This is a genomic window from Burkholderia sp. AU31652, assembly GCF_002223155.1.
Classification (GTDB): Bacteria; Pseudomonadota; Gammaproteobacteria; order Burkholderiales; family Burkholderiaceae; genus Burkholderia.
The window spans coordinates 426949-448910 of record NZ_NKFG01000007.1 but is presented as its reverse complement, the minus strand read 5'-3'; the positions used below and the strand labels follow the sequence as shown (position 1 = coordinate 448910).

Below are 21962 nucleotides of genomic sequence, written 5' to 3'. Positions count from 1 at the left end.
TCGAGGGAGGATGCATGGAGAGTCCGCCGGTGGTCGAGATGATCGGCATCGACAAGTCGTTTCCGGGCGTGAACGCGCTGCAGCGCGTGAACTTCCGGTTGTTTCCGGGTGAAATCCACGCGCTGATGGGCCAGAACGGCGCGGGCAAGTCGACGCTGATCAACGTGCTCACCGGCGTGCATGCGCACGACGCGGGCGAGATTCGCGTCGGCGGCGCGCCGGTGCATTTCGCCGCACCGCGCGAAGCCGAGGCGGCCGGCATCCAGACGCTCTACCAGGAAGTGAACCTGTGCGCGAACCTGTCGGTCGCGGAGAACATCTTCGCGGGCCGGCAGCCGATGCGGCGCGGCGCGATCGACTGGAACACGATTCATGCACGCTCGCGCGCGGCGCTGGCCGAACTCGACCTGGCGCTCGACGTCACGCGCTCGCTCGACGCGTATCCGATCGCCGTGCAGCAGATGGTCGCGATCGCACGGGCGGTGTCGGTCGACGCGCGCGTGCTGATTCTCGACGAGCCGACGTCGAGCCTCGACGACGGCGAGGTCGCGCGGCTGTTCGACGTGCTGCGCCGGCTGAAGGCCTCGGGCATCGCGATCCTGTTCGTCACGCACTTTCTCGAGCAGACCTACGCGGTGTCCGACCGGATCACCGTGATGCGCAACGGCGAGCGCGAAGGCGAGTATCTCGCGCGCGACCTGCCGGTCGACGTGCTGGTCGCGAAGATGACCGGCCGCGAACGGATGTCCGACACGCTGCAGGCGGGTGCGGCGGCGGTCGAACGCACCGCCGGCGAGGCCGACCCGTTCCTGTCGATGCAGCAGGTCGGCCGGCGCGGGATGATGAGCCCGCTCGACCTCGACGTGCGGCCCGGCGAGATCGTCGGACTGGCCGGGCTGCTCGGCTCGGGGCGCACCGAAACCGCGCAGCTTGCGTTCGCCGCGGAGCGCGCCGACACCGGCGCGATCGAGATCGACGGCGCGCGCACGCGGCTCGCGTCGCCGCACGACGCGGTTCGCAACGGCATCGCGTATTGCCCGGAGGATCGCAAGAAGGAGGGCATCGTCGCCGCGCTGTCGATCCGCGAGAACATCATTCTCGCGCTGCAGGCGCGGCGCGGCTGGTGGCGGCTGATCGGGCGGGCGCGCCAGCGCGAGCTCGCCGATACGTACATCGCGCGGCTCGGCATCAAGGCGCGCGACGCGGAGCAGCCGATCGGGCTGCTGTCGGGCGGCAACCAGCAAAAGGTGCTGCTCGCGCGCTGGCTCGCGACGGAACCGAAGCTGCTGATTCTCGACGAGCCGACGCGCGGCATCGACGTCGCCGCGAAATTCGACATCATGGAGCGCGTGCTCGCGCTGTGCGCGCAAGGGCTCGCGATCCTGTTCATTTCGTCGGAGATCAGCGAAGTCGTGCGCGTGAGCCACCGGATCGCGGTGCTGCGCGACCGGCGCAAGGTCGCCGAACTCACCGGCGCCGACGCATCCGAGGAGCAGGTATACCGGCTGATCGCGGGAGGCCAGTCATGACGCGGCTGCGCACGTTGTTCCGTCATTCGCTCGTGTGGCCGGTGCTGACGCTCGCGCTGCTGTTCGCGCTCGACGTCGCGTATCGCCCGGGCTTCCTGTCGATCACGCTGCTCGACGGTCACCTGTTCGGTGCGCCGGTCGACATCCTGAACCGCGCGGCGCCGCTCGTGATCGTGTCGCTCGGGATGACGCTCGTGATCGCGACCCGCGGGATCGACATCTCGGTCGGCGCGATCGTCGCGATCGCCGGGGCGGCCGCGGCGATCGTGCTCGAAGCGGACCCGTCGCGAATCGGCGTGGCGCTGGCTGCCGCGCTCGGCGTCGGGCTGCTGGCCGGCGCATGGAACGGGCTGCTGGTGGCGTTCGTCGGGATGCAGCCGATCATCGCGACGCTGATCCTGATGGTGGCCGGCCGCGGCGTCGCGCAACTGCTGACGGGTGGCCAGATCATCCCGATCGGCGCGCCCGGCTACCTCGCGCTCGGCGGCGGCTATGTCGCGGCCGTGCCGTGCGCGGTGTGGATCGCGCTGGCGACGATCGCCGCGACCGCGCTGCTGGTGAACCGCACCGCGCTCGGGCTGTTCATCCGCGCAATCGGCGTGAACCCGGTCGCGACACGGCTCGTCGGCCTGCGCTCGGGGGCGATCGTGTTCGGCGTGTATCTGTTTTCAGGCGTGATGTCGGCGCTCGCGGGCATCCTGGCCAGCTCGAACGTGCGCAGCGCCGACGGCAACAACGCGGGGCTGCTGCTCGAACTCGACGCGATCCTCGCGGTGACGCTCGGCGGCACGTCGCTGCTCGGCGGCCGTTTCAGCCTCGCCGGCTCGGTGCTCGGCGCGCTGATCATCCAGACGCTCACCTATACGACCTATTCGATCGGCGTGCCGCCGGAGGCGACGCTCGTCGTCAAGGCGGTCGTCGTGATCGTCGTGACGCTGATCCAGTCGGAGGCCGCACGTGCGTCGGTCGTCCGGCACGCGTCACGGCTGCTACCTTCCGCGCGTTCGCGCGCCACTTCCGGAGCGACGCCGCGATGAACCGATTCCTTGGCCGGCTCGCCGACCCGCGCACGCTGCCGATCGTCGTGACGATCGTGCTGTTCGCCGCGCTGTTCGGCTTCGGGTCCGTGACCTACACGGGCTTCTTTTCGATGCAGGTGCTGACCGGGCTGCTCGTCGACAACGCGTTCCTGTTGATCGTCGCGATCGGGATGACGTTCGTGATCGTGTCGGGCGGGATCGACCTGTCGGTCGGCTCGGTCGTCGCGCTGACGACGATCTTCTGCGCGGTCGGCGCCGAGCGGCTGCACTGGCCCGTGTGGGTGATCGTGCCGCTGGTGCTCGCGTTCGGCGCGCTGTACGGCGCGGCGATGGGGGCGCTGATCCATTATTTCCGGCTGCAGCCGTTCATCGTCACGCTCGCCGGGATGTTTCTCGCGCGCGGCGCGTGCTTCCTGATCACGACGCAGTCGATCACGATCAACGAGCCGGTGTTTCATGCGATCGCGGGCTTCAGCGTGCCGGTGGGCGGCGGCACGTTGAGCGCGGGCGCGTTGATCGCGCTCGCGACGCTGGCCGGCGCGATCTACGTCGCGCATTTCACGCGCTTCGGCCGCAACGTCTACGCGATCGGCGGCAACGAGCGTTCGGCGCTGCTGATGGGGCTGCCGGTCGCGCGCACGAAGGTCGGCGTGTACGCGCTGAGCGGCTTCTGTTCGGCGCTCGGCGGCGTCGTGTTCACGCTGTACGTGCTGTCGGGCTACGGGTTGCAGGCCCAGGGCATGGAACTCGACGCGATCGCCGCGACCGTGATCGGCGGCACGCTGCTCACCGGCGGCGTGGGCTATGTGGTCGGCTCGGTGTTCGGTGTCGGCATCCTCGGCACGATCCAGGTGCTGATCACGTTCGACGGTACGTTGAGTTCGTGGTGGACGCGGATCGTGATCGGCGCGCTGCTGTGCGTGTTCTGCGTGCTGCAACGGGTGATCGAGCGGCACGCCGCGCGGCGGCGCACGGGCGGCACGGGGCTCGGTGCGCCGAGGCCGGAGCGCGACCCGGTGCGGGCGCGGCCGGCCTCGCCCGACGAGGGCGCCGCGCTGGTTTCGACGATGCGGCGGCTGTAGCGCGCATCGTCCGGCGGGGGGCGCGGCACGACGCGTGCTGACGCGACGGTGGGGGTGCCGATGCGCGGGCGGTCGCATCCGGCGGCCGGCCGGTGCCCGATCGGCGCGTGCGCGCCGCGGTGGCCCGTGCCGTCAGGCCGGCCCGGCCGCGTCGGCTTCGGCGTCGAACGCCGTCGCGGCGCTGCGCGCCTGTTTCAGCGAGCCGGCCAGTTTCCCGATCGCGTCCAGGTCCAGTGCATCGAGGTGTTCGCGCACGTCCCGCACGAAGGCCGCGTAATCCGGCTCGTCCGCATACGGGCCGAGCCATGCCTCGATATCGGTCAACTGCCCGTTGTCGGCCAGCAGGATCAACTGGTCGAGCGCATCGTCGGGCGGGCACGGCATCGTGGGCGCGGTGTCATCCGGCTCGGCCTCGCCGTCCGGATGAAACCGCCGGACGAGCTCCGACACCGGCACGAGCGCGTGCCCGACGGCGGGCGCGACGATCGCGAACGAGAATGCCGTGCCGACGCCCGGCTGGCTGGCGACGGCCAGCTCGCCCGCCATCGCGCCGACGATGCGCTGCGCGATGAACAGGCCGAGCCCGGTGCCGCCGTTCACGGCCTGCACCTGCTGGTACGCGCGGAAGATGTCGCGGTTGCCGCTGATGTCGATCCCGATGCCCGTATCGGCCACTTCGAACAGCAGGCGCCAGGCGTCGCCTTCGCGCGCGGCATGAATCGACAGCGTGACCGTGCCGTCGCGCGTGAACTTCGATGCGTTGGACAGCAGGTTGAGCAGCACCTGCTGCAGCCGCATGCCATCGATCGACACCGTGCGCGGCAGCGGCGTGGCCGGCCGGTAGACGAACCGGTTGTCCTGCTGCGCGCACAGCGCGAGCGCATAGTGGCCGATGTCGTCGAGCAGGCCGGGCAGGTCGGTCGCATCCGGCGTCACGCCGAGCGGCTGCAGCTCGGCCTTCGTGAACGCGAGCAGCTCATCGATCAGCGTGAGCTGGTAGCGGATGCTGCGGTCGATCGACCGGATCAGCCGCGCCTGGCCGCGCGTCGCGCCTTGCAGCAGCAGCTTCGCATAGCCATTGATCGTGGACAGCGGCGCGCGCAGGTCGTGGCTGACGTAGCCGAGCGTCTCGATCTTCTGCTGCATGTGGGTCGTCACCTGCTGCAGCGCGTCGTTGAGCGCGAGCGTGCGGCGTGCGACTTCGTCGCGCAGGCGATCCTGCTCGGTGAGCTGCCAGTGTTCGAGCCGCTTCCTCGCCTCGGTACGCTGGCGGCCGACGTGGTGGATCCATGCGGCCAGCACCAGCAGGTGCGTGGCGAGCCCGACGATCGCGATGACGGGGTTCGGGAAGATGTCGGATTTCAGCCACGCGAGCGCCGGCGGCAGCGTGTTCATGCCGTCGAGCACGCGGATCAACATGTTGAAGGTGGCGATCGCGATGGCGATCAGCATCACGCGGCCGGTCGGCGTCCGGCGGATCGCGAGCAGCAGCGCGAGGCTGATGTTGACGATCCCGAGCACCGCGTTCAGCCGCAGGCAGAACCACGTGAACGTCAGCAGGTCGCCGCAGGCGGCGCCGATCATGCCGATCCCTTCGAGCGCGAGGAAGGCCATGTAGATCGCGCGCATCGGCAGCTTCGCCTGCTCGCGCCGGGCGACCATCAGGATGAAGACGACGAAGCACGACACCGCCAGGTACGCGAAGATCACTTCGCCGCGCGCCGACCATTCACGCAGCGCAGGCGGCAACGCCAGCGCCAGATAGCCGCGGTAAGCCGCTTCGAACAGTGTCGTGCCCAGCGCCACCGCGGCCAGCACGTGAAACACGCCGCTGCGCGAAAAGAACCCGATCAGCAGCGCGCACCACATCAGCGCGAGCAACCCGCCGAAGAAGCCGAAGTCCCACATCGTCGCGCGCCGTTCCAGCGCATCCCATGCCGCGCGCGTGAACGCGGCCGGCGCGAGCCGCATTTCCTTGCGCGACGTGACGCGGATCAGGACGGGGACGCTTTCGCCGGCACGCAACGTGACGTCGAGTGCCGGGTAGCGCGATGACGGTCGGGCGTCACTACCGGCGCCGGCGGCCGGGAAGCGGTTGTCGAGCGTCCACCCGCCGTTCCGGCCGAGATAGAAGTCCGCCTGGTCGACGCGGGCGTCACGAATCACCAGCACCAGCGGGCGCGCGGCGCTGTCGCGGTTGGTCAGCGTGGCGCGGATCCACCACGCCGATCGCGAGAACTCGACGTTGAACGACGACGTGCCGGCCACCGGCGTGCCATGCGCCGGATCGGCGAGCCGTGCGGCGACCTGTTCGGCGGACATCGTCGTGCTCGCGTCCTCGAAGACCGACACGGCGTCCAGTTGCGCGGGGTTCGGCGTCGACGCGGCGTGCGCCGTCGCGCAGGTGACGGCCATCGCGAGCAGGAGCAGCAGCACCGCGCGACATCCGGCTGCCCATGCCGCGTGGCGCCTACCCATCGTGATGGTGCGCCCCGGGTGTGGCGGGCGGGGCATTGACCGCATGGCGCTGGCGCCGCCAGTCGGACGGCGTGATGCCGAAGCGCTCGCGGAAGGCGGTGGCGAAGTTGCCGGGCGTGGAAAAGCCGATTTCCTCGGCGATGTCGCCGATCCCCATCGACGTCTCCGCGAGAAAGTGCATCGCGGCGCGCAGGCGCGTGTCGCGCAGATATTCGAACACGGTCTGGCCGAGATGGTCGCGGAACACGCGGGAGAGGCGCTTCTCGTGCGTGCCGACCTGCCTGGCGAGATCCTCGAGCGCCGGCGGATGGCGCAGGTCGCGCAGCAGGACCTCGGACGCCGCGCGCACGAGGGCCGCCTCCGGGTTGTCGGGCAGCTCGGGCAGATGCGCGAACGGCTGGCTGCGCCGCGCGCGTTTCAGGTGATTGCGGATCCGGGCCAGCACTTCGGTCGGCTCGAACGGCTTGATGATGTAGTCGATCGCACCGGTTTCGAGCCCCGCGATGCGATCCTCGAGATCGCCCGCGGCCGTCAGGATGATGACCGGGATCGATTGCGTCGAAGGCGTCGACGCCAGCAGCCGGCACGCCGCGAAACCGTCCATGCGCGGCATGCGGACATCCATCAGGATCAGGTCGGGCGCGATCGCCTGCGCACGGTGATACGCCTGCAGCCCGTCGAACGCGACGCTGATCCGGCACCGTGCGGCCCGCAGGATTTCGGTGAGGAGCCGCAGGTCGTTCGGGCGATCGTCGACGACAAGAATATGTGCGTCAGCAAGATCCGGCGTGGGACGAGGCGACGCCGGACTGGACGAGCGGGATGACATGGTTGCGGAGGCGGTGGAAGGGTGGCCGGTCAGATGACGTGCATCGCGGTCTGCACGATTGTTGCGAAAAATTATATGCCGACCACAGGTCACCTTGTGAGGATTCCGTGTGGCATGTGGGGGCTTGTGCGGCGGGGATGTTGCGTGCTTGCCGCCACGGCGTCCGGCCGGAAGAAACGGAAGTGGAAAAACATGCCGGATCGGTTTTTAATAATCGGTCTTTATTGCCGGATCAATTTGGAATAATGGGAATGGTCAGCGGGCGGTGAATCAGTTTGGCGTGCGTTCAGAAGTCGACACCTGCTATGTGAAAAGAATGAAGAAATTGTGAGTTGCGTGATTAATTTTTTTTCTGTCGGCGGGTCGAAATCGTGTTAATCGTGAAATCGCAATTTGCGTTGGAATGTATGAATGTAAATGCTGTCTGCTCGGGAAAAGGGTTTTTCCGCTCGGGAAAAGGTTCGTTCTGACGAATGCCAGCAAACTAGCCCCGGTGCGGCTGGAATCGGTTCTTTCAAACGGTCTGGATCGCGTGGATCGCATGCCGAAGTGCTATTCCGATGCATGCGATACCAATGAGACATTGATCGATGCTATATCCCATGATATGGGATCGCGTCGGCAAGAGAATAACTGGCACGAGGGTAATGCAGATTTCATTATTCACCGAATACGTTGCTATATAAGAGAAATCGGTGAGTTCTGGAATGCAGTTGGGCATGACGCACCGGTCGAGACGAAATCATCAACGAAATTCGATCGATTAATTCGGTGCAGGGGTCGTCCGGCAAGTCGTCGATGCTGTTCCGGGATTCCGGAAAGGCGTTTGAAGGCCGGACGGAAGGGGTGCGTGGCTGCGCGTGGGCCGTCCGAGGGTTCGATCCATCGGGGGACGGTCGCGCACGGTGCGCTTTCGAATCAGGCGGGTACGAAAACGATGAACACAACAGGCATGACAGGCCAACGCACCGGTTCGCACGAACCGGCGGCGCATGCTTCAGCCCCGGGGATCGCACGGCGTCATCCTCCTCCTGAATGAAACAGGGCGGGCCGCCCCCGGGTGCGGGCCGGCTTCCGCCCATCCGGCGTCTGAATGACGCTTTTCCATGAGATTCGAGGTCGTCGCGGGTTCGGCGCGACGGCGCGCGCGTGCGCGGATGAACGGCACGCCCGGCGTCGAGCCGCCGGGATTGCCGTGTCGGCTTCCATGATTCGATAACCGGCGATCGTCGCGTCGCCTCGTGTCGACTGGCACGGGCGGCGCGCGATCGCGTGATCGCGATATCCATCGCGCGTGTCGAGCAGCGTTACCGGGCTGTTTAGTTAGTGATCCAAAGTGAGTGGCAGGGCGTCGCGAGACCGACGGGAATGTGTTGAGGACATTCTCGCCGGCTGCCGTGTTCGCCGTTGCGTCATCCAGCACATGAGAACCGAGGGAAGACAAGATGAACAAGTCGTTCAAGTCGATCTGGAACGAAGCATTGGGAGCCTGGGTTGCGGCTTCGGAGCTTGATCGGGCGCGCGGCAAGCGCGTCGCGTCGCCGCGTGGCACGCCGGGGCGTGACGTCGCAGGAGCGGCCGCGGTTCGCGCAGGCGCGACCTCGGCCCCGTCGCTCAGGCGGCTCACCATGCTGATGGCGTCCGCGTACCTCGCGCTGTTCCATGCCGGTGCGCATGCGCAGTACAACCCGGATGGCGGGACGGCCACCGGCGGCGTCTCGTCGATCGCGATCGGCGTCGGGTCGAGCGCCGCGCAGACGAACTCCACCGCGTTGGGCAACCTGTCGACGGCGCAGGGCGTGTCGGCCACGGCGCTTGGCCCGGGGGCGCATGCGATGGGCGACGCTTCGACGGCCGTCGGCATCAACGCGCAGGCGACGGGCGTCAACAGCACGTCGATGGGCGTGCAGGCGATCGGTTCGGGCGATTACTCGGTTTCCATCGGCAACCTGTCGAGCGCGACGCAAAGCGGGTCGGTGGCGATGGGCAGTGGTGCGGCCGCGACCGGTGTGTCGGCCATCGGGCTCGGCAACAATGCGCTGGCTTCCGGTCAATACGCGGCGGCGCTGGGCCTCGGGGCGAGCGCCGCCGGCGCGCAAAGTGTCGCGCTGGGCTATGCATCGCATGCGGACCTGACGGGCTCGGTGTCCCTCGGCAACCAATCGACCAGCTCGGGCGCGGCCGCCGTTGCCGTGGGCAGCGGCGCGCTGGCTTCCGGCAATTCGGGCGTGGCGATGGGGGTGAACAGCGGTGCGAAGGGCACGTCGTCGATCGCGATCGGCTGGGGCGGGACGGCCGGCGTACCGGGCTCGGGCACGCAGTCGCTCGGCACCAGTTCGATCGCGCTGGGTTCGGCCACGACGGCCGGCGCCGATACCTCGATGGCGCTCGGCACGAGCGCGAAGGCGACGGGCGTCAGTTCGATCGCGATGGGCGTCCAGTCGAGCGCGACGCAGCAGTTCGCGACCGCGCTCGGTAATGCCGCGCTGGCGACCGGCATCTCGGCGACCGCCCTGGGGCCCGGTGCGACGGCATCGGCCACGAATGCGACGGCCATCGGCATCAACAGCGTCGCGGCGGCGGGGTCGACCGTGGCGATCGGCGATTCGAACTCGGTCGCGGCCGCAGCCGGGCCGGGCTCGATCGCCGGCGGCTTCAACTCGAAGGTGCTGGGCGGTACCGGCGCCGTGGCGCTCGGCGCGAGCCAGACGGTCAGCGGCAACGGTGCGGTGGCGATCGGCGACCCGAGCACCGCGATCGGCACCGGTGCGGTCACGGCCGGGTCGAACAACACGGCGAACGGCGACGGCGCGGTCGCCATCGGCAATTCGAACATCGCGCAGGGCACCGGCTCGCTCGCGCTCGGCAACACGTCGACGGCCGCGGCCGCTGGGGCGCTGGCGTTCGGCGCGTCGGCCGTGGCGAACAATGCAGGCGACGTCGCGCTCGGCTCGGGCTCGACGACGGCGGCGCCGAACCCGACCGCGAGCGCGACGATCGGCGGCGTGACGTACACGTTCAAGGGCACGAATCCGACCAGCGTCGTCAGTGTCGGTGCAGCGGGTACCGAGCGCCAGATCACCAACGTCGCGGCCGGGCGCATCAGTTCGGCGAGCACGGATGCGATCAACGGGTCGCAGCTCGATGCGACGAATCAGGCGGTGAATTCGCTGTCGACGTCGACGGCGTCGAGTGTCAGTTCGTTGTCGACGGGGGTGTCGTCGCTATCGACCGGGTTGTCGTCGGCCAACAGCGCGATCACGTCGCTTTCCACATCGACTTCGACGGGCATCAGCTCGCTGTCGACGGGGTTGAGCTCGACCAACAGCTCGGTGACGTCGTTGTCGACTTCCACGTCGACCGGATTGTCGTCGGCCAATAGCGCGATCACGTCGCTTTCCACATCGACTTCGACGGGCATCAGCTCGCTGTCGACGGGGTTGAGCTCGACCAACAGCTCGGTGACGTCGTTGTCGACTTCCACGTCGACCGGATTGTCGTCGGCCAATAGCGCGATCACGTCGCTTTCCACATCGACTTCGACGGGCATCGGCTCGCTGTCGACGGGGTTGAGTTCGACCAACAGCTCGGTGACGTCGTTGTCGACTTCCACGTCGACCGGATTGTCGTCGGCCAATAGCGCGATCACGTCGTTGTCGACGTCGACCTCGACGGGCATCAGCTCGCTGTCGACGGGCCTGAGCTCGACCGACAGCACAGTGACGTCATTGTCGACGTCCACGTCGACCGGTTTGTCGTCGGCCAATAGCGCGATTACATCGCTGTCCACGTCGACGTCGACGGGCATTACGTCGTTGTCCACGGGACTGAGTTCGACCAACAGCACAGTGGCGTCATTGTCGACGTCCACGTCGACCGGTCTGTCGTCGGCCAATAGCGCGATTACGTCACTGTCCACGTCGACTTCGACCGGCTTGAGTTCGACCAATAGCTCGGTGACGTCGCTGTCGACTTCGACGTCGACCGGCATCAGCTCACTGTCCACCGGCTTGAGTTCGACGAACAGCACGGTGACGTCGCTGTCGACTTCGACGTCGACCGGCATCAGCTCACTGTCCACCGGCTTGAGTTCGACGAACAGCACGGTGACGTCGCTGTCGACGTCGACGTCGACCGGCATCAGCTCGCTGTCCACCGGCCTGAGTTCGACGAACAGCACGGTGACGTCGCTGTCGACTTCGACGTCGACCGGCATCAGCTCACTGTCCACCGGCTTGAGTTCGACGAACAGCACGGTGACGTCGCTGTCGACGTCGACGTCGACCGGCATCAGCTCGCTGTCCACCGGCCTGAGTTCGACGAACAGCACGGTGACGTCGCTGTCGACTTCGACGTCGACCGGCATCAGCTCACTGTCCACCGGCTTGAGTTCGACGAACAGCACGGTGACGTCGCTGTCGACGTCGACGTCGACCGGCATCAGCTCGCTGTCCACCGGCCTGAGTTCGACGAACAGCTCGATCACGTCGCTGTCGACGTCCACCTCGACGGTGGTCGGTTCACTGTCCACCGGCCTGAGCACGACGAACAGCACCGTCACGTCGCTGTCGACCGCGACCTCGACGAGCATCGGTTCGCTGTCGACCGGGCTCAGTTCGACGACGAGCTCGATCGCGTCGCTGTCGACATCGACCTCGACGACCGTCGGCTCGCTGTCCACCGGGCTGTCGAGCACGAACAGCAACCTGACGTCGCTGTCCACCGCGACGTCGACGGGCATCGGCTCGCTGTCCACCGGCCTCAGCTCGATCGCCAACAACAACACCAACCTCGGCAACAGCACGGCGGGCGCGATCGGCGGAGGGGCCACCTACGATCCGACGACCGGCACGATTTCGGCCCCTTCGTACGTGACGTACAACAGCGACGGTTCGACGACGATCAACAACAACGTCGGCTCGGCGATCGACAACATCAACGCCCACGGCATCAAGTATTTCCACGCGAACTCGACCGCGCCGGACAGCCAGGCGATCGGGCTCGACAGTGTCGCGATCGGCCCGAATGCGATCTCGAAGGTGGACGGCAGCATCGCGCTCGGCGCGGGGGCGGTATCCGACCGCGCGACGACGCCGGCGTCGGGCATCCTCCGCAACGGCACCGCGTCGATCCCGTTCAACACGACGGACCAGATGCTGCTCGGCGCGGTATCGGTCGGCGACGCGACCAGCAAGACGTATCGCCAGATCACCAACGTCGCGGACGGCACCGGGCAGCAGGATGCGGTGACCGTGCGGCAGCTGGCCGGCGCGTTGCAGTCGTTTGCGGTCACGGGCCAGAAGTATTTCCACGCGAATTCGACGGCGGCCGACTCGCTCGCCGTCGGCGCGGAATCGGTCGCGGTGGGGCCGACGACGGTCGTCAACGGCGACCACGGCGTGGGCATCGGCAACGGCGCGATCGTCGACCAGACCGCCCCTGGCGGCATCGCGATCGGGCAGGCGGCGAGTGCCGCGCAGGCCGACGCGCTCGCGCTCGGCAGCGGCGCGACGGCACTGGGCGCGCAGTCGGTCGCGCAAGGCGCGAATGCGAAGGCGGTCAGCGTGGGCAGCGTCGCGCTGGGCTCCGGCGCGCTCGGCAACGCAACCGATGCGCTCGCGCTGGGCGCCGGTGCGTCCGCGACGTTCGCGAACAGCGTCGCATTGGGCGCCGGTTCGCTGACGACGGTCGGCGCGCTGACGAACTACGTCGCGTACGGCCTGGGCAGCCCGCAATCGTCGGCCGGCGAAGTGAACATCGGCAACCGGCAGATCACGGGCCTCGCGGCCGGCAAGAACGGCACGGACGCGGTGAACGTGTCGCAGCTCGACTCGGTCGCGAACCAGCTGACGACGCTGATCGACCAGCGCACGACCAACCTCGGCGGCCAGTACACGACGAACCCGAACGGCGCGAACGTGCCGCCGGGCTCGACCGGCCCGAATTCGTCGGCGGGTGGGTCGGGGGCGGTGGCATCGGGCTCGAACAGCACGGCGGTCGGCAACAATGCGCTCGCATCGGGCAACGGTTCCACCGCCTTCGGCGTGGGCTCGACGGCGTCGGGCAGCAATTCGACCGCGATCGGCACGGGCAGCAACGACGGCGGCCGCTCGAACGTCGTCGCGGTCGGTTCGGCGGAATCGGCGCGCCAGGTGGTCAACGTCGCGGCCGGTACGCAGGGCACGGATGCGGTGAACGTGAACCAGCTGAACGCGGTGTCGAACCAGTTCACGCAGTCGCTGAACACGGTCAACAACCAGCTCACGCAGATGCAGCAGCAGATCCAGCAGACCGATTCGATGGCACGCGAGGGGATCGCGGCCACCGCCGCGATGGCGTCGATCCCGCACATGGACCGTGACTCGAACTTCGCGATGGGGGTCGGTACGGCGACGTTCCAGGGGCAGAAGGCGATGGCGGTCGGCGTGCAGGCGCGCGTCACGGAAAACCTGAAGGCGACGCTGAACGGCGGCTTCGCCGGCAGCCAGCGCGTCGTCGGCGCGGGCATGCTGTATCAGTGGAAGTAATCGCGCGCTGCGGTTCGCGCCGGCATGCACTGCCAGGGCGGACCGCGTCGAACGCACACGCACGCGGATGCGGCTGCACCATTGCGCCGCCCGCGCTGCGCCCCTCGCATTTTCGGAGTCCTCACGTGAAAAACATTCATCTTGCACTGCTGGCGTCCGTCGTTTCCCTCGCGGCCTGTTCGAGCGCATCGGGACCGACGTACAACGCATACGAACTTCAGCCCCGCGACGGCATCCGGACGTTCCGTGTCGACTGTCACGGCATCCTGTCGAGCGCCAATACCTGCATGAAGGTCGCGACGCGCATGTGCGGCAACGAGGCCGTGCGCAAGGTCGATTCCACGACGCCGTACCGCGACGGCGCCGATCCGCACTCGATCGTGTTCCAGTGCGGTGCGGCACCCGCGCCGGTCGCCGCGGCGGCCGCACCGGCGCCCGTCGCGGTCGAGAAGGTGAGCCTGACCGGCGATGCGTACTTCGCGACCGACTCCGCCGTGCTGACGTCCGCCGCCACCGCCGCGCTCGACAGTTTGCTGAGCCAGCAGGGCGACCGGCACTTCTCGCGTGTGGAAGTGGACGGTTATACCGACGCGACCGGCTCGGATGCACACAACCAGGCCCTGTCGAAGCGCCGCGCCGATGCCGTCGCGGGGTATCTGCGCGAACACGGGCTGAAGGCGGATGCGGTCGCGGCGACGGGACATGGAGAAACCAATCCGACCGCATCGAACGAGACCGCCGAAGGGCGCGCGCGCAATCGCCGGGTGGAAATCTCGCTGCGGAAGTAGGGCGTCGCCACTGGGTTGCCGCAGGCGTGGCCGTCGCGAACGGACGGCTCTCGCTTGCGGCTGTGGCGCCGTTCGGAGACGCTGGCGGTCGAATCAGGCAACGCGTCGCGATGGGCGTGCGCGATGCCGCCATCGCGCGGACGACGACGCGGCACGACGGCCCGCGGGCCGGTTGGTGGACGCCGATGTCGTGGGTTCATCGGCGCCCGCCAACGTGTTGCTGCGCGGGGCGCAAGCAATGCCCGGTGCCGCTGCGTGAAAAGGGATGAGAGAGACTTCGGCGGAGGTGCGGGGCTGCAATGGTCGCGTGGCTGACGCGGGCTCGACTGCAGCGCGGGTCGACAAGCACGAAGGCGCGGAAAGCGGCCCGTTGCGGGAGCAATCAGTTTTGTTCATGTCCCAATTGCAAAACTAGTCTCGCATCTTCGCGTCCGCCCATTTCCATTCCCGCGCAGCCTTTACAAACGCCGCAAGATAATCGACGTCGTCATCCGTCTTGCGCGTGCCGAGGAAAATCTGCTTCGCAATCCCCTTCTTTCCAAGTTGCACGGGTGTAAGCGGCATCCAGCCCGCGTATTCTTCCGCGAGCCAGCGAGGCAACGCCGCCACGCCACGGCCGCTCGCCACCATCTGCAGCATGATGTCGGTCGTCTCGATCACCTTGTGGCGCTTCGGCACCCTGTTCGCGGGCGTGAGGAACTGCGTGTAGATATCGAGCCGGTCCGTTTCGACGGGATACGTGATCAGCACCTCGTGCGTCAGCTGTTCCGGCGTGACATACGCTTCTCCGGCCAGCGGGTGATCATCGGCAACCACCAGCACCTGCTCGTAATCGAACACCGGCTCAAAATGCAGTTCGGGTTTCTTGAGCGGGTCGGGCGTGACGAGCACGTCGATTTCATAGCCGATCAACGCACCGATGCCGCCGAACTGGAAGCGCTGCTTCACGTCGACATCGACATCCGGCCAGTGCGCGAGATACGGCGACACCACCTTCAGCAGCCATTGATAGCACGGCGCGCATTCCATGCCGATCCGCAACGTGCCGCGCTCGCCCTGCGCGTACTGCCTCATGCGCTCCTCGGCGAGTTCGAATTGCGGCAGCAACCGGTTCGCGAGGCTCAGCAGGTACTGTCCGGCTTGCGTGAGCCGCATGGTCCGTCCTTCGCGCGCCCACACGGGCGTACCGAGCTGCTGCTCCAGCTTCTTCACGGCATGGCTGAGCGCCGACTGCGTGAGGTTGAGCGTATCGGCCGCGGCCGTGAGCGAGCCCTGCCGCTCCACTTCCCGCACGACCATCAGATGATTGCGATCCAGCATCGACCACTCCATGAACAAATTTAATGTTTGCATGAAATAAATCCATTTTTATTCATGCAATGGAAACTATATCATCGCTGCCAGTTACTTTTCTTCCGATGTGAACCGGATACACCGCACCGTGAGCATCGCTCTTGGTTGGTTGAAATCGATTCATATCCAGTCGGCCATGGCCCAACGTCACATTCGTTCATCGGAAAAGAAAAGCGAGCCGCATCGAAAGGCATGGAGCAGATGCGGTTTTCATTTCGAAATCTGGGGCGCAAGATCATGACGAGTCAAGAGTTTACATTTGCTATTAAAAGCGTCAGTTTCGATGAGGACTATCAGCCTTCCGACCATACGCGCATCACGACCAATTTTGCGAACCTCGCCAGAGGAAAGAGTCGTCAGGAGAATTTGCGCAATACCTTCAGGATGATTGACAATCGCTTCAATGCGATGGCGCATTGGGACAATCCCAAAGGCGATCGCTATGCCGTCAAGCTTGAAATCATTTCGGTCGAAATGAATATCGGCGGCGAGCGGGGCAGTGCCGCGCTGCCCTTGATCGAAATACTGAAGACGAATATTTTCGATCGAAAAAACAACAAACACATTGACGGCATCGCGGGAAATAATTTTTCCTCTTATGTGCGAGATTACGATTTCAGTGTGGTCTTGCTGGAGCACAACAAGAATCAGCCCGGCTTCAGTACGCCGGATAACTTTGGCGACCTGCACGGGAATCTGTTCAAGTCCTTCGTGAAGTCGAGCGCCTACAAGGATAATTTCGCGAAACCGCCCGTTATATGTCTGAGCGTTTCGAGTAGCAAGACCTATCATCAGACGGCAAATCGGCACCCCGTGTTGGGTATCGAATACCGGCAGGACGCGTATTCCTTGACTGACGAGTATTTCGAAAAAATGGGAATGAAGGTGCGCTATTTCATGCCACCGAATAGTGTCGCACCGCTGGCTTTTTATTTTACCGGTGATTTGCTGGGCGATTACACCAATCTGGAGCTCATCGGCACCATCAGCACGATGGATACCTTCCAGAAAATTTACCGGCCCGAAATTTACAATGCGAATTCTCCGGCAGGAAAATCCTACCAACCGAGTCTGAAGCATCAGGATTTTTCGCTCACCCGGATTGTTTACGATCGGGAAGAGCGTAGCCGGCTGGCTATCGAACAGGGCAGGTTTGTCGAAGAGCAATTTATCAAGCCATACCAGGCCATTCTCGAGCAGTGGTCTGCGGACTACGCGCTTTGACCAACAAAAACACGAGGTCGTCTACCGTGAAAAAATTTCTACCCACTTCAACCGCCGGCAGTTTGCCTAAACCTTCGTGGCTCGCACAACCCGAGACACTTTGGTCACCGTGGAAATTGCAGGACGAGGTGTTGATCGAGGGCAAACAGGATGCTTTGCGCCTGTCGTTGCAAGAGCAGCAACATGCGGGCATCGATATCGTCAGTGACGGCGAGCAAACGCGCCAGCATTTCGTGACCACGTTCATCGAGCACCTCAGCGGCGTTGATTTCGAGAACCGCAAGACCGTTCGAATTCGCGATCGCTATGACGCCAGCGTGCCGACGGTCGTTGATGCGGTGGCGAGACAGAAGCCGGTTTTCGTTGACGATGCCAAGTTCCTGCGCCGGCAAACGAGCCAACCCATCAAATGGGCGTTGCCGGGGCCGATGACGATGATCGATACGCTGTACGACGATCATTACAAGAGTCGCGAAAAACTGGCCTGGGAGTTCGCAAAGATCCTGAACGAGGAAGCCAGGGAACTGGAGGCTGCCGGCGTCGATATCATTCAATTCGATGAGCCCGCATTCAATGTCTTCTTCGATGAGGTGAATGATTGGGGCGTCGCGACCCTGGAAAGAGCGATCGAAGGTCTCAAGTGTGAAACCGCCGTGCATATTTGCTATGGCTATGGCATCAAGGCCAACACGGACTGGAAGAAGACGCTGGGGTCGGAGTGGCGGCAGTACGAGGAAGCCTTCCCCAAGTTGCAAAAATCCAGTATCGACATGGTCTCGCTGGAATGTCACAACTCGCGCGTTCCCATGGATCTGATTGAACTCATTCGGGGCAAGAAGGTGATGGTGGGGGCCATCGATGTGGCGACCGATACCATTGAAACCCCCGAGGAAGTCGCCGGTACGTTGCGAAAAGCACTTCAGTTCGTGGATGCCGACAAGCTCTATCCCTGCACCAACTGCGGCATGGCGCCGTTGTCGCGTGCAGTCGCGAGAGGCAAGCTGAGTGCGTTGAGCGCGGGTGCGGAAATCGTCCGCAAGGACCTCTCGAACTAGGTCCGAACTGACGTCGAAGCGCTCGGCCACCATGCATCCGGTATCACGGTGATCGCATCACACGTCGATGGCGAACCGGTCGGCTTCACGTGCCGGTCTTTCACTCAGCCACCGCCGACGATCTGCTTAAGGTGAACGTCGGTCAGGGCTTCACATTCCCTTGCCTGGAGCCGACGGCCGCGGCAATGCGACTTTGCGCAGCGACGAGTTGGTCGTCCGTGGTCGCCACCAGCCACAGACGTGCCTGCTCCTCGATTTGGCGGTTGTGATCCTTCAACGGGCCCATCGTGGCAGCGGCCTTCCAGACGACCGGGGCGATTCGGCTTTTCCTGCCTGACGGCGCGCCTACCAGCAGGCAGTAAGGACCCAGCGGGAGCGATACAAACGGGAGTGCCGGACTGGCACGCTGGCGCCAGTCGATGAAGGGCGTGTCGCCGATAAGCAGCGGCGTGGGCAAGCCGTGGAGCACACTGAAATCGTACAGCGCCAGTTGCTCCCGCATGCCGGCGTAAATACGCCGGATGTCGTCGACAACCGCCGCGCGGATCTCGTCATCGAACATGGGTTCCTGCGCGTATCGGGCAAACGCCTCTCGTGCCTCCCATTGATATGCGCTGAACAGGCCAATCTCAACGCAGTCCTGCACTGCGCGCTGGACATCCGCTGCCGAACCGGCTTCCTCCGGCGTGCCCAGCTGCGCGGCTCGCAAAAACCGGGCAAGTCCAGCCTCGTGGATCGCAGGCCCCTCCGCGGATGCATCGTCTTCAGCGCCCTTGCCAAGGGGCACATAGATATATTTCTCGGCCGCGAAATGCGACTTCTTGCCCTCGTCAAACCTGATTTCGCCATCTACGCAGTCGAGATAGCGAGTCCCGATTCGACCATGCTCCCAAACCCAGTTTTTCAGGAGCGGACGGAGTGGATGCAGTCTGTCGTGATCGGTCATGGAAGCCTCCTGGTTGCCCAGTATAGTTCCAAGTTGTCGATTGTTTCGTGGAGGACATGGCGATCAATCGGTCCACTGCCGCCGTTGGAGCCCGCGCAGCCTCAACGGCTGTTCAACCGGATATCGGTGGCTCCGTGCCTGCGCTGAGCGGCAAGTGCTCGGCCTTTGCGGGCGTTCACGTGTTGGTCGCGGCCGGTCGACTTGACGCTGCCTTGCGGACGTTCGGCTGAGGATCTGCACCGAACGCCTGCCGTCAGGCTTAGCGAACACGCACTTTCGACCCTCGACAGCCGCTCGGTCCGGGAACAAGTCAGCGGCAGCTTCCGAGGTCCAACGGCCCTTCACGAGCCGACTGCGCCACCCTCCGTCATCGTGCGACGGGGGGATTCGCCCCGGGCGGGCGCCCGATATCGAATCGACTCTCGGGTGCGACGAGCGCATAGGCCGATGGGCCGCCTGCCCGAAGAATGATGCCTGCGCCGAAGGTGTCGAAGGTGCCGTCTTTAAGCAAGTCCTGGCGAATGTGAACCGCCACGACTTCTCCCAGCACGAGCCATGTGGTGACAGGCGTGCCTTTGTGATCGCGCAGCTGGATCACATCGGTGAGCTTGCATTCGAAGTTGACACCGCTCTCTGCCACGCGTGGAACGGCGACTTGCCGAGACGGAGCGGGGGTCAGCCCGGCCACTTCAAACTCGTCAACTTCGTAAGGCACCATTGCGCATGTTGCATTCATCTTTTCGGCGAGATCGCGTGTGGTGAGGTTCCACACGAATTCCCCCGTTTCTTGCACGTTGCGTAGGCTGTCCTTCGCGTCGATGCTCGAGAAGCCGATGATCGGCGGATGGTAGTTGAAGGCGTTGAAAAAGCTGTATGGCGCGAGATTCAGCATGCCGTTGCTGCCGCGCGTGGAAATCCATCCGACAGGCCTTGGACCGACAATCGAATTAAATGGATCGTGCGGCAATCCATGGCCTTGTGACGGTTCGTAGTAGTGGTAGCGTGTATCAGTCATGGTTTTGATCGGGGAGTGAGTCATGTCAGGTGGCCGGAGCCGCGCGTCAGTCTACGCCTGCCGCCCGGGTCGTCAGCACGATCTTGCCGATATGCGTGCCCGAGTCCATCAGCGCATGCGCGCCGCGCGCATCGTCGAGATCGAAGGTCCGATGGATCACGGGCTTCACCGCGCCACGCCGGATGTGCGGCCACACCGATCGCTTGAGATCCTCGATCAGCTCCGCCTTTTCCTCGTGCGTGCGCGAGCGCAGCGTCGAGCCGATGTGCATGAGGCGCTTCGCCAGCATCGGGAACAGGTCCAGTGCTGGCGCGGGCCCCTTGATCACGCCGATCTGCACGATGCGGCCGTTCATCGCGGCCGCCGCGTAATTCCGCGCGACGTAATCACCGGCGACGATATCGACGACCACGTCGACGCCGCGCCCATCCGTCGCGCGCATGACTTCCTCGACGAAATCCTCGTTGCGGTAGTCAACCGCGACATCGGCACCGAGCGCGATGCTTGCGGTGCGGTGCGCGTCGGAGCCGACCGTCGTGATGATCTTCGAGGCGCCGAACGCCTTCGCGAGCATCGTCGCCGTGGTGCCGATCCCCGATGCGCCGCCGTGGATCAGCACGCTTTCGCCAGCCTTGAACTTGCCGCGCTGGAACAGGTTCAGCCATACCGTCAGAAAGGTTTCGGGGATCGCGGCCGCCTCGACCATCGTGAGACCATCGGGAACCGCGAGCGTGTTGCTTTCGTGCGCGACGGCGTACTCCGCGTAGCCGCCCCCCGGCACCAGCGCGCAGACGAGATCGCCGACCGCGAACCGGGTCACGTCGCGCCCGACGGACACGATTTTGCCCGCGACTTCGAGCCCGGGAATGTCCGACGCGCCCGGTGGCGGATCGTACAACCCTTTGCGCTGCAGCACGTCAGGACCGTTCACGCCGGCCGCATGAATGCGGATCAGCACTTCGTCGTCGGCCGGTGCGGGAACAGGACGCTGCACGGGTGCCAGCACATCCGGGCCGCCCGGCTGCGTAATGTCGATCGCGGTCATCGCCGCGGGAATGCCTTTCGTTTCGTGTGACACGACTTCATCCTTTTAAAATGCCGGATGCGCCGCGGATTCGAGCGACCCGCCGCATCGGTTGAAAAAAGTGTAATCGCGCGGCCTGTGTTTGACGTGCAGAGAATTGCTGGACGTATGATGCAAATTTGCATCACGCCGGGGGCGACATGAACTGGGACGACGCGCGCATCTTCGTCGCGCTCCATCGGGAAAGGACCTTGCGGGCCGCCGCTCGCGCGCTCGACATCGATCAGGCCACGGTGGGCCGCAGGCTTGCGGCGCTCGAGCACGCGCTCGGCGCGACGCTGTTCCTGCGTACGTCGAACGGCTATGAACTCACGCCGGTCGGCAGGATCGCGATCCGTGCAGCCGAGGCGATGGAGCAATCCGCACACGATCTCGTGCGCCACACGCAAGGCGTGGACAAGCGGCTCGCCGGCGAGGTGAAGCTATCGACGACGGATGCGCTGGCACACGAGTTCGTGATGCCGGCCCTCGAGCGCCTGCATGCGAAGCATCCGGACGTATCGGTGATGCTCGACACGACGAGCCTGCTCCTCAATCTCGCGAAGCGCGAAGCCGACATCGCGATCCGGACCGTCAAGCCCCGAAATCCAGATCTGCTCGCCCGCCGTCTGGCGCGCTGGGAAGTCGGACTGTTCGCGTCGCCCGACTATGTGCAGCGCCATGGCGAACCGGTGCCGGGCGAGCGGTTCGCCGGGCATGATCTCGTCGTCTACCAGCCGTATTTCGCCAAGGCGCGGGTGCCGGCGTTCGTCGGGGAACCGCTGACGGACGGCCGCATCGTCGCACGGCTGAACACGAACCTGACGTTGCGCGCGGCACTCAAGGCCGGGCTCGGCATCAGCGAGATACCCGTGCCGATGGGCGAACGAGACGGCCTTGTGCGGATCTGGCCGGACCGTACAAACGACGCGTCGTATGAGGTTTGGCTCGTCACGCATCAGGATCTGCGGCATACGGCGCGCATCCGCGTGACGATCGAAGAGATCGTCGTTGCGTTCGGCGGATAGCAGCG

Annotated in this window: 14 protein-coding genes; 8 read left to right on the top strand and 6 right to left on the bottom strand. The window is 65.2% G+C overall.

What is annotated here, in order from left to right; genetic code table 11:
• Positions 1-14: 14 nt before the first annotated feature.
• Genes CFB40_RS34030 through yjfF form a run of 3 tightly spaced genes read left to right on the top strand, consistent with a single transcriptional unit; the run spans position 15 to position 3651 of the window.
• The gene (locus CFB40_RS34030; RefSeq protein WP_089433801.1) at positions 15-1529 is read left to right on the top strand and encodes a sugar ABC transporter ATP-binding protein; all 1515 of its coding nucleotides are present in this window, start codon (positions 15-17) and stop codon (positions 1527-1529) included.
• A complete protein-coding gene (locus tag CFB40_RS34025; protein WP_089429806.1) occupies positions 1526-2566 on the top strand; it encodes an ABC transporter permease in 1041 nt (346 codons plus the stop codon). Before CFB40_RS34030 ends, CFB40_RS34025 begins: the two co-directional genes overlap by 4 nt.
• Positions 2563-3651 (top strand): galactofuranose ABC transporter, permease protein YjfF, encoded by a 1089-nt coding sequence (gene yjfF, locus CFB40_RS34020; RefSeq protein ID WP_089429805.1) that lies wholly within the window; start codon positions 2563-2565, stop codon positions 3649-3651. The genes CFB40_RS34025 and yjfF overlap by 4 nt, the downstream gene beginning before the upstream one ends.
• Before the next feature lie 132 nt (positions 3652-3783).
• Here yjfF and CFB40_RS34015 read toward each other — a convergent pair whose 3' ends face one another.
• Together CFB40_RS34015 and CFB40_RS34010 are read right to left on the bottom strand one after the other, a co-directional pair.
• The gene (locus CFB40_RS34015) at positions 3784-6129 is read right to left on the bottom strand and encodes a sensor histidine kinase (protein WP_089433800.1); all 2346 of its coding nucleotides are present in this window, start codon (positions 6127-6129) and stop codon (positions 3784-3786) included.
• Positions 6122-6958 (bottom strand): response regulator transcription factor, encoded by an 837-nt coding sequence (locus tag CFB40_RS34010; RefSeq protein ID WP_089429803.1) that lies wholly within the window; start codon positions 6956-6958, stop codon positions 6122-6124. Before CFB40_RS34010 ends, CFB40_RS34015 begins: the two co-directional genes overlap by 8 nt.
• Before the next feature lie 1445 nt (positions 6959-8403).
• Between CFB40_RS34010 and CFB40_RS39515 the strand changes: the two genes are divergently transcribed.
• The gene (locus tag CFB40_RS39515; protein WP_143329928.1) at positions 8404-13485 is read left to right on the top strand and encodes a YadA-like family protein; all 5082 of its coding nucleotides are present in this window, start codon (positions 8404-8406) and stop codon (positions 13483-13485) included.
• A gap of 125 nt (positions 13486-13610) precedes the next feature.
• Complete coding sequence (locus tag CFB40_RS33985) at positions 13611-14273, top strand: OmpA family protein (RefSeq protein WP_089433799.1); 663 nt, start codon at positions 13611-13613, stop codon at positions 14271-14273.
• Between the two features lie 411 nt (positions 14274-14684).
• Here CFB40_RS33985 and CFB40_RS33980 read toward each other — a convergent pair whose 3' ends face one another.
• A complete protein-coding gene (locus tag CFB40_RS33980; RefSeq protein WP_089430136.1) occupies positions 14685-15593 on the bottom strand; it encodes a LysR family transcriptional regulator in 909 nt (302 codons plus the stop codon).
• Positions 15594-15863: 270 nt separating this feature from the next.
• Between CFB40_RS33980 and CFB40_RS33975 the strand changes: the two genes are divergently transcribed.
• On the top strand, positions 15864-16850 hold the full coding sequence (locus tag CFB40_RS33975) for a DUF1852 domain-containing protein (RefSeq protein WP_089434027.1): 987 nt from the start codon (positions 15864-15866) through the stop codon (positions 16848-16850).
• Between the two features lie 26 nt (positions 16851-16876).
• On the top strand, positions 16877-17905 hold the full coding sequence (locus tag CFB40_RS33970; RefSeq protein WP_089433798.1) for a methionine synthase: 1029 nt from the start codon (positions 16877-16879) through the stop codon (positions 17903-17905).
• A 142-nt stretch (positions 17906-18047) separates the two neighbouring features.
• Here the strand turns inward: CFB40_RS33970 and CFB40_RS33965 are convergent, their stop codons facing one another.
• From CFB40_RS33965 to CFB40_RS33955, 3 genes are all read right to left on the bottom strand, one after another.
• Positions 18048-18851 (bottom strand): hypothetical protein, encoded by an 804-nt coding sequence (locus tag CFB40_RS33965; protein WP_089433797.1) that lies wholly within the window; start codon positions 18849-18851, stop codon positions 18048-18050.
• A 367-nt stretch (positions 18852-19218) separates the two neighbouring features.
• Positions 19219-19866, bottom strand: a complete 648-nt coding sequence (locus CFB40_RS33960) for a flavin reductase family protein (protein ID WP_089433796.1) — start codon at positions 19864-19866, stop codon at positions 19219-19221.
• Between the two features lie 46 nt (positions 19867-19912).
• Complete coding sequence (locus CFB40_RS33955; RefSeq protein WP_089434026.1) at positions 19913-20911, bottom strand: NAD(P)H-quinone oxidoreductase; 999 nt, start codon at positions 20909-20911, stop codon at positions 19913-19915.
• A gap of 179 nt (positions 20912-21090) precedes the next feature.
• Between CFB40_RS33955 and CFB40_RS33950 the strand changes: the two genes are divergently transcribed.
• A complete protein-coding gene (locus tag CFB40_RS33950; RefSeq protein ID WP_089433795.1) occupies positions 21091-21957 on the top strand; it encodes a LysR family transcriptional regulator in 867 nt (288 codons plus the stop codon).
• Positions 21958-21962 lie beyond the last annotated feature (5 nt).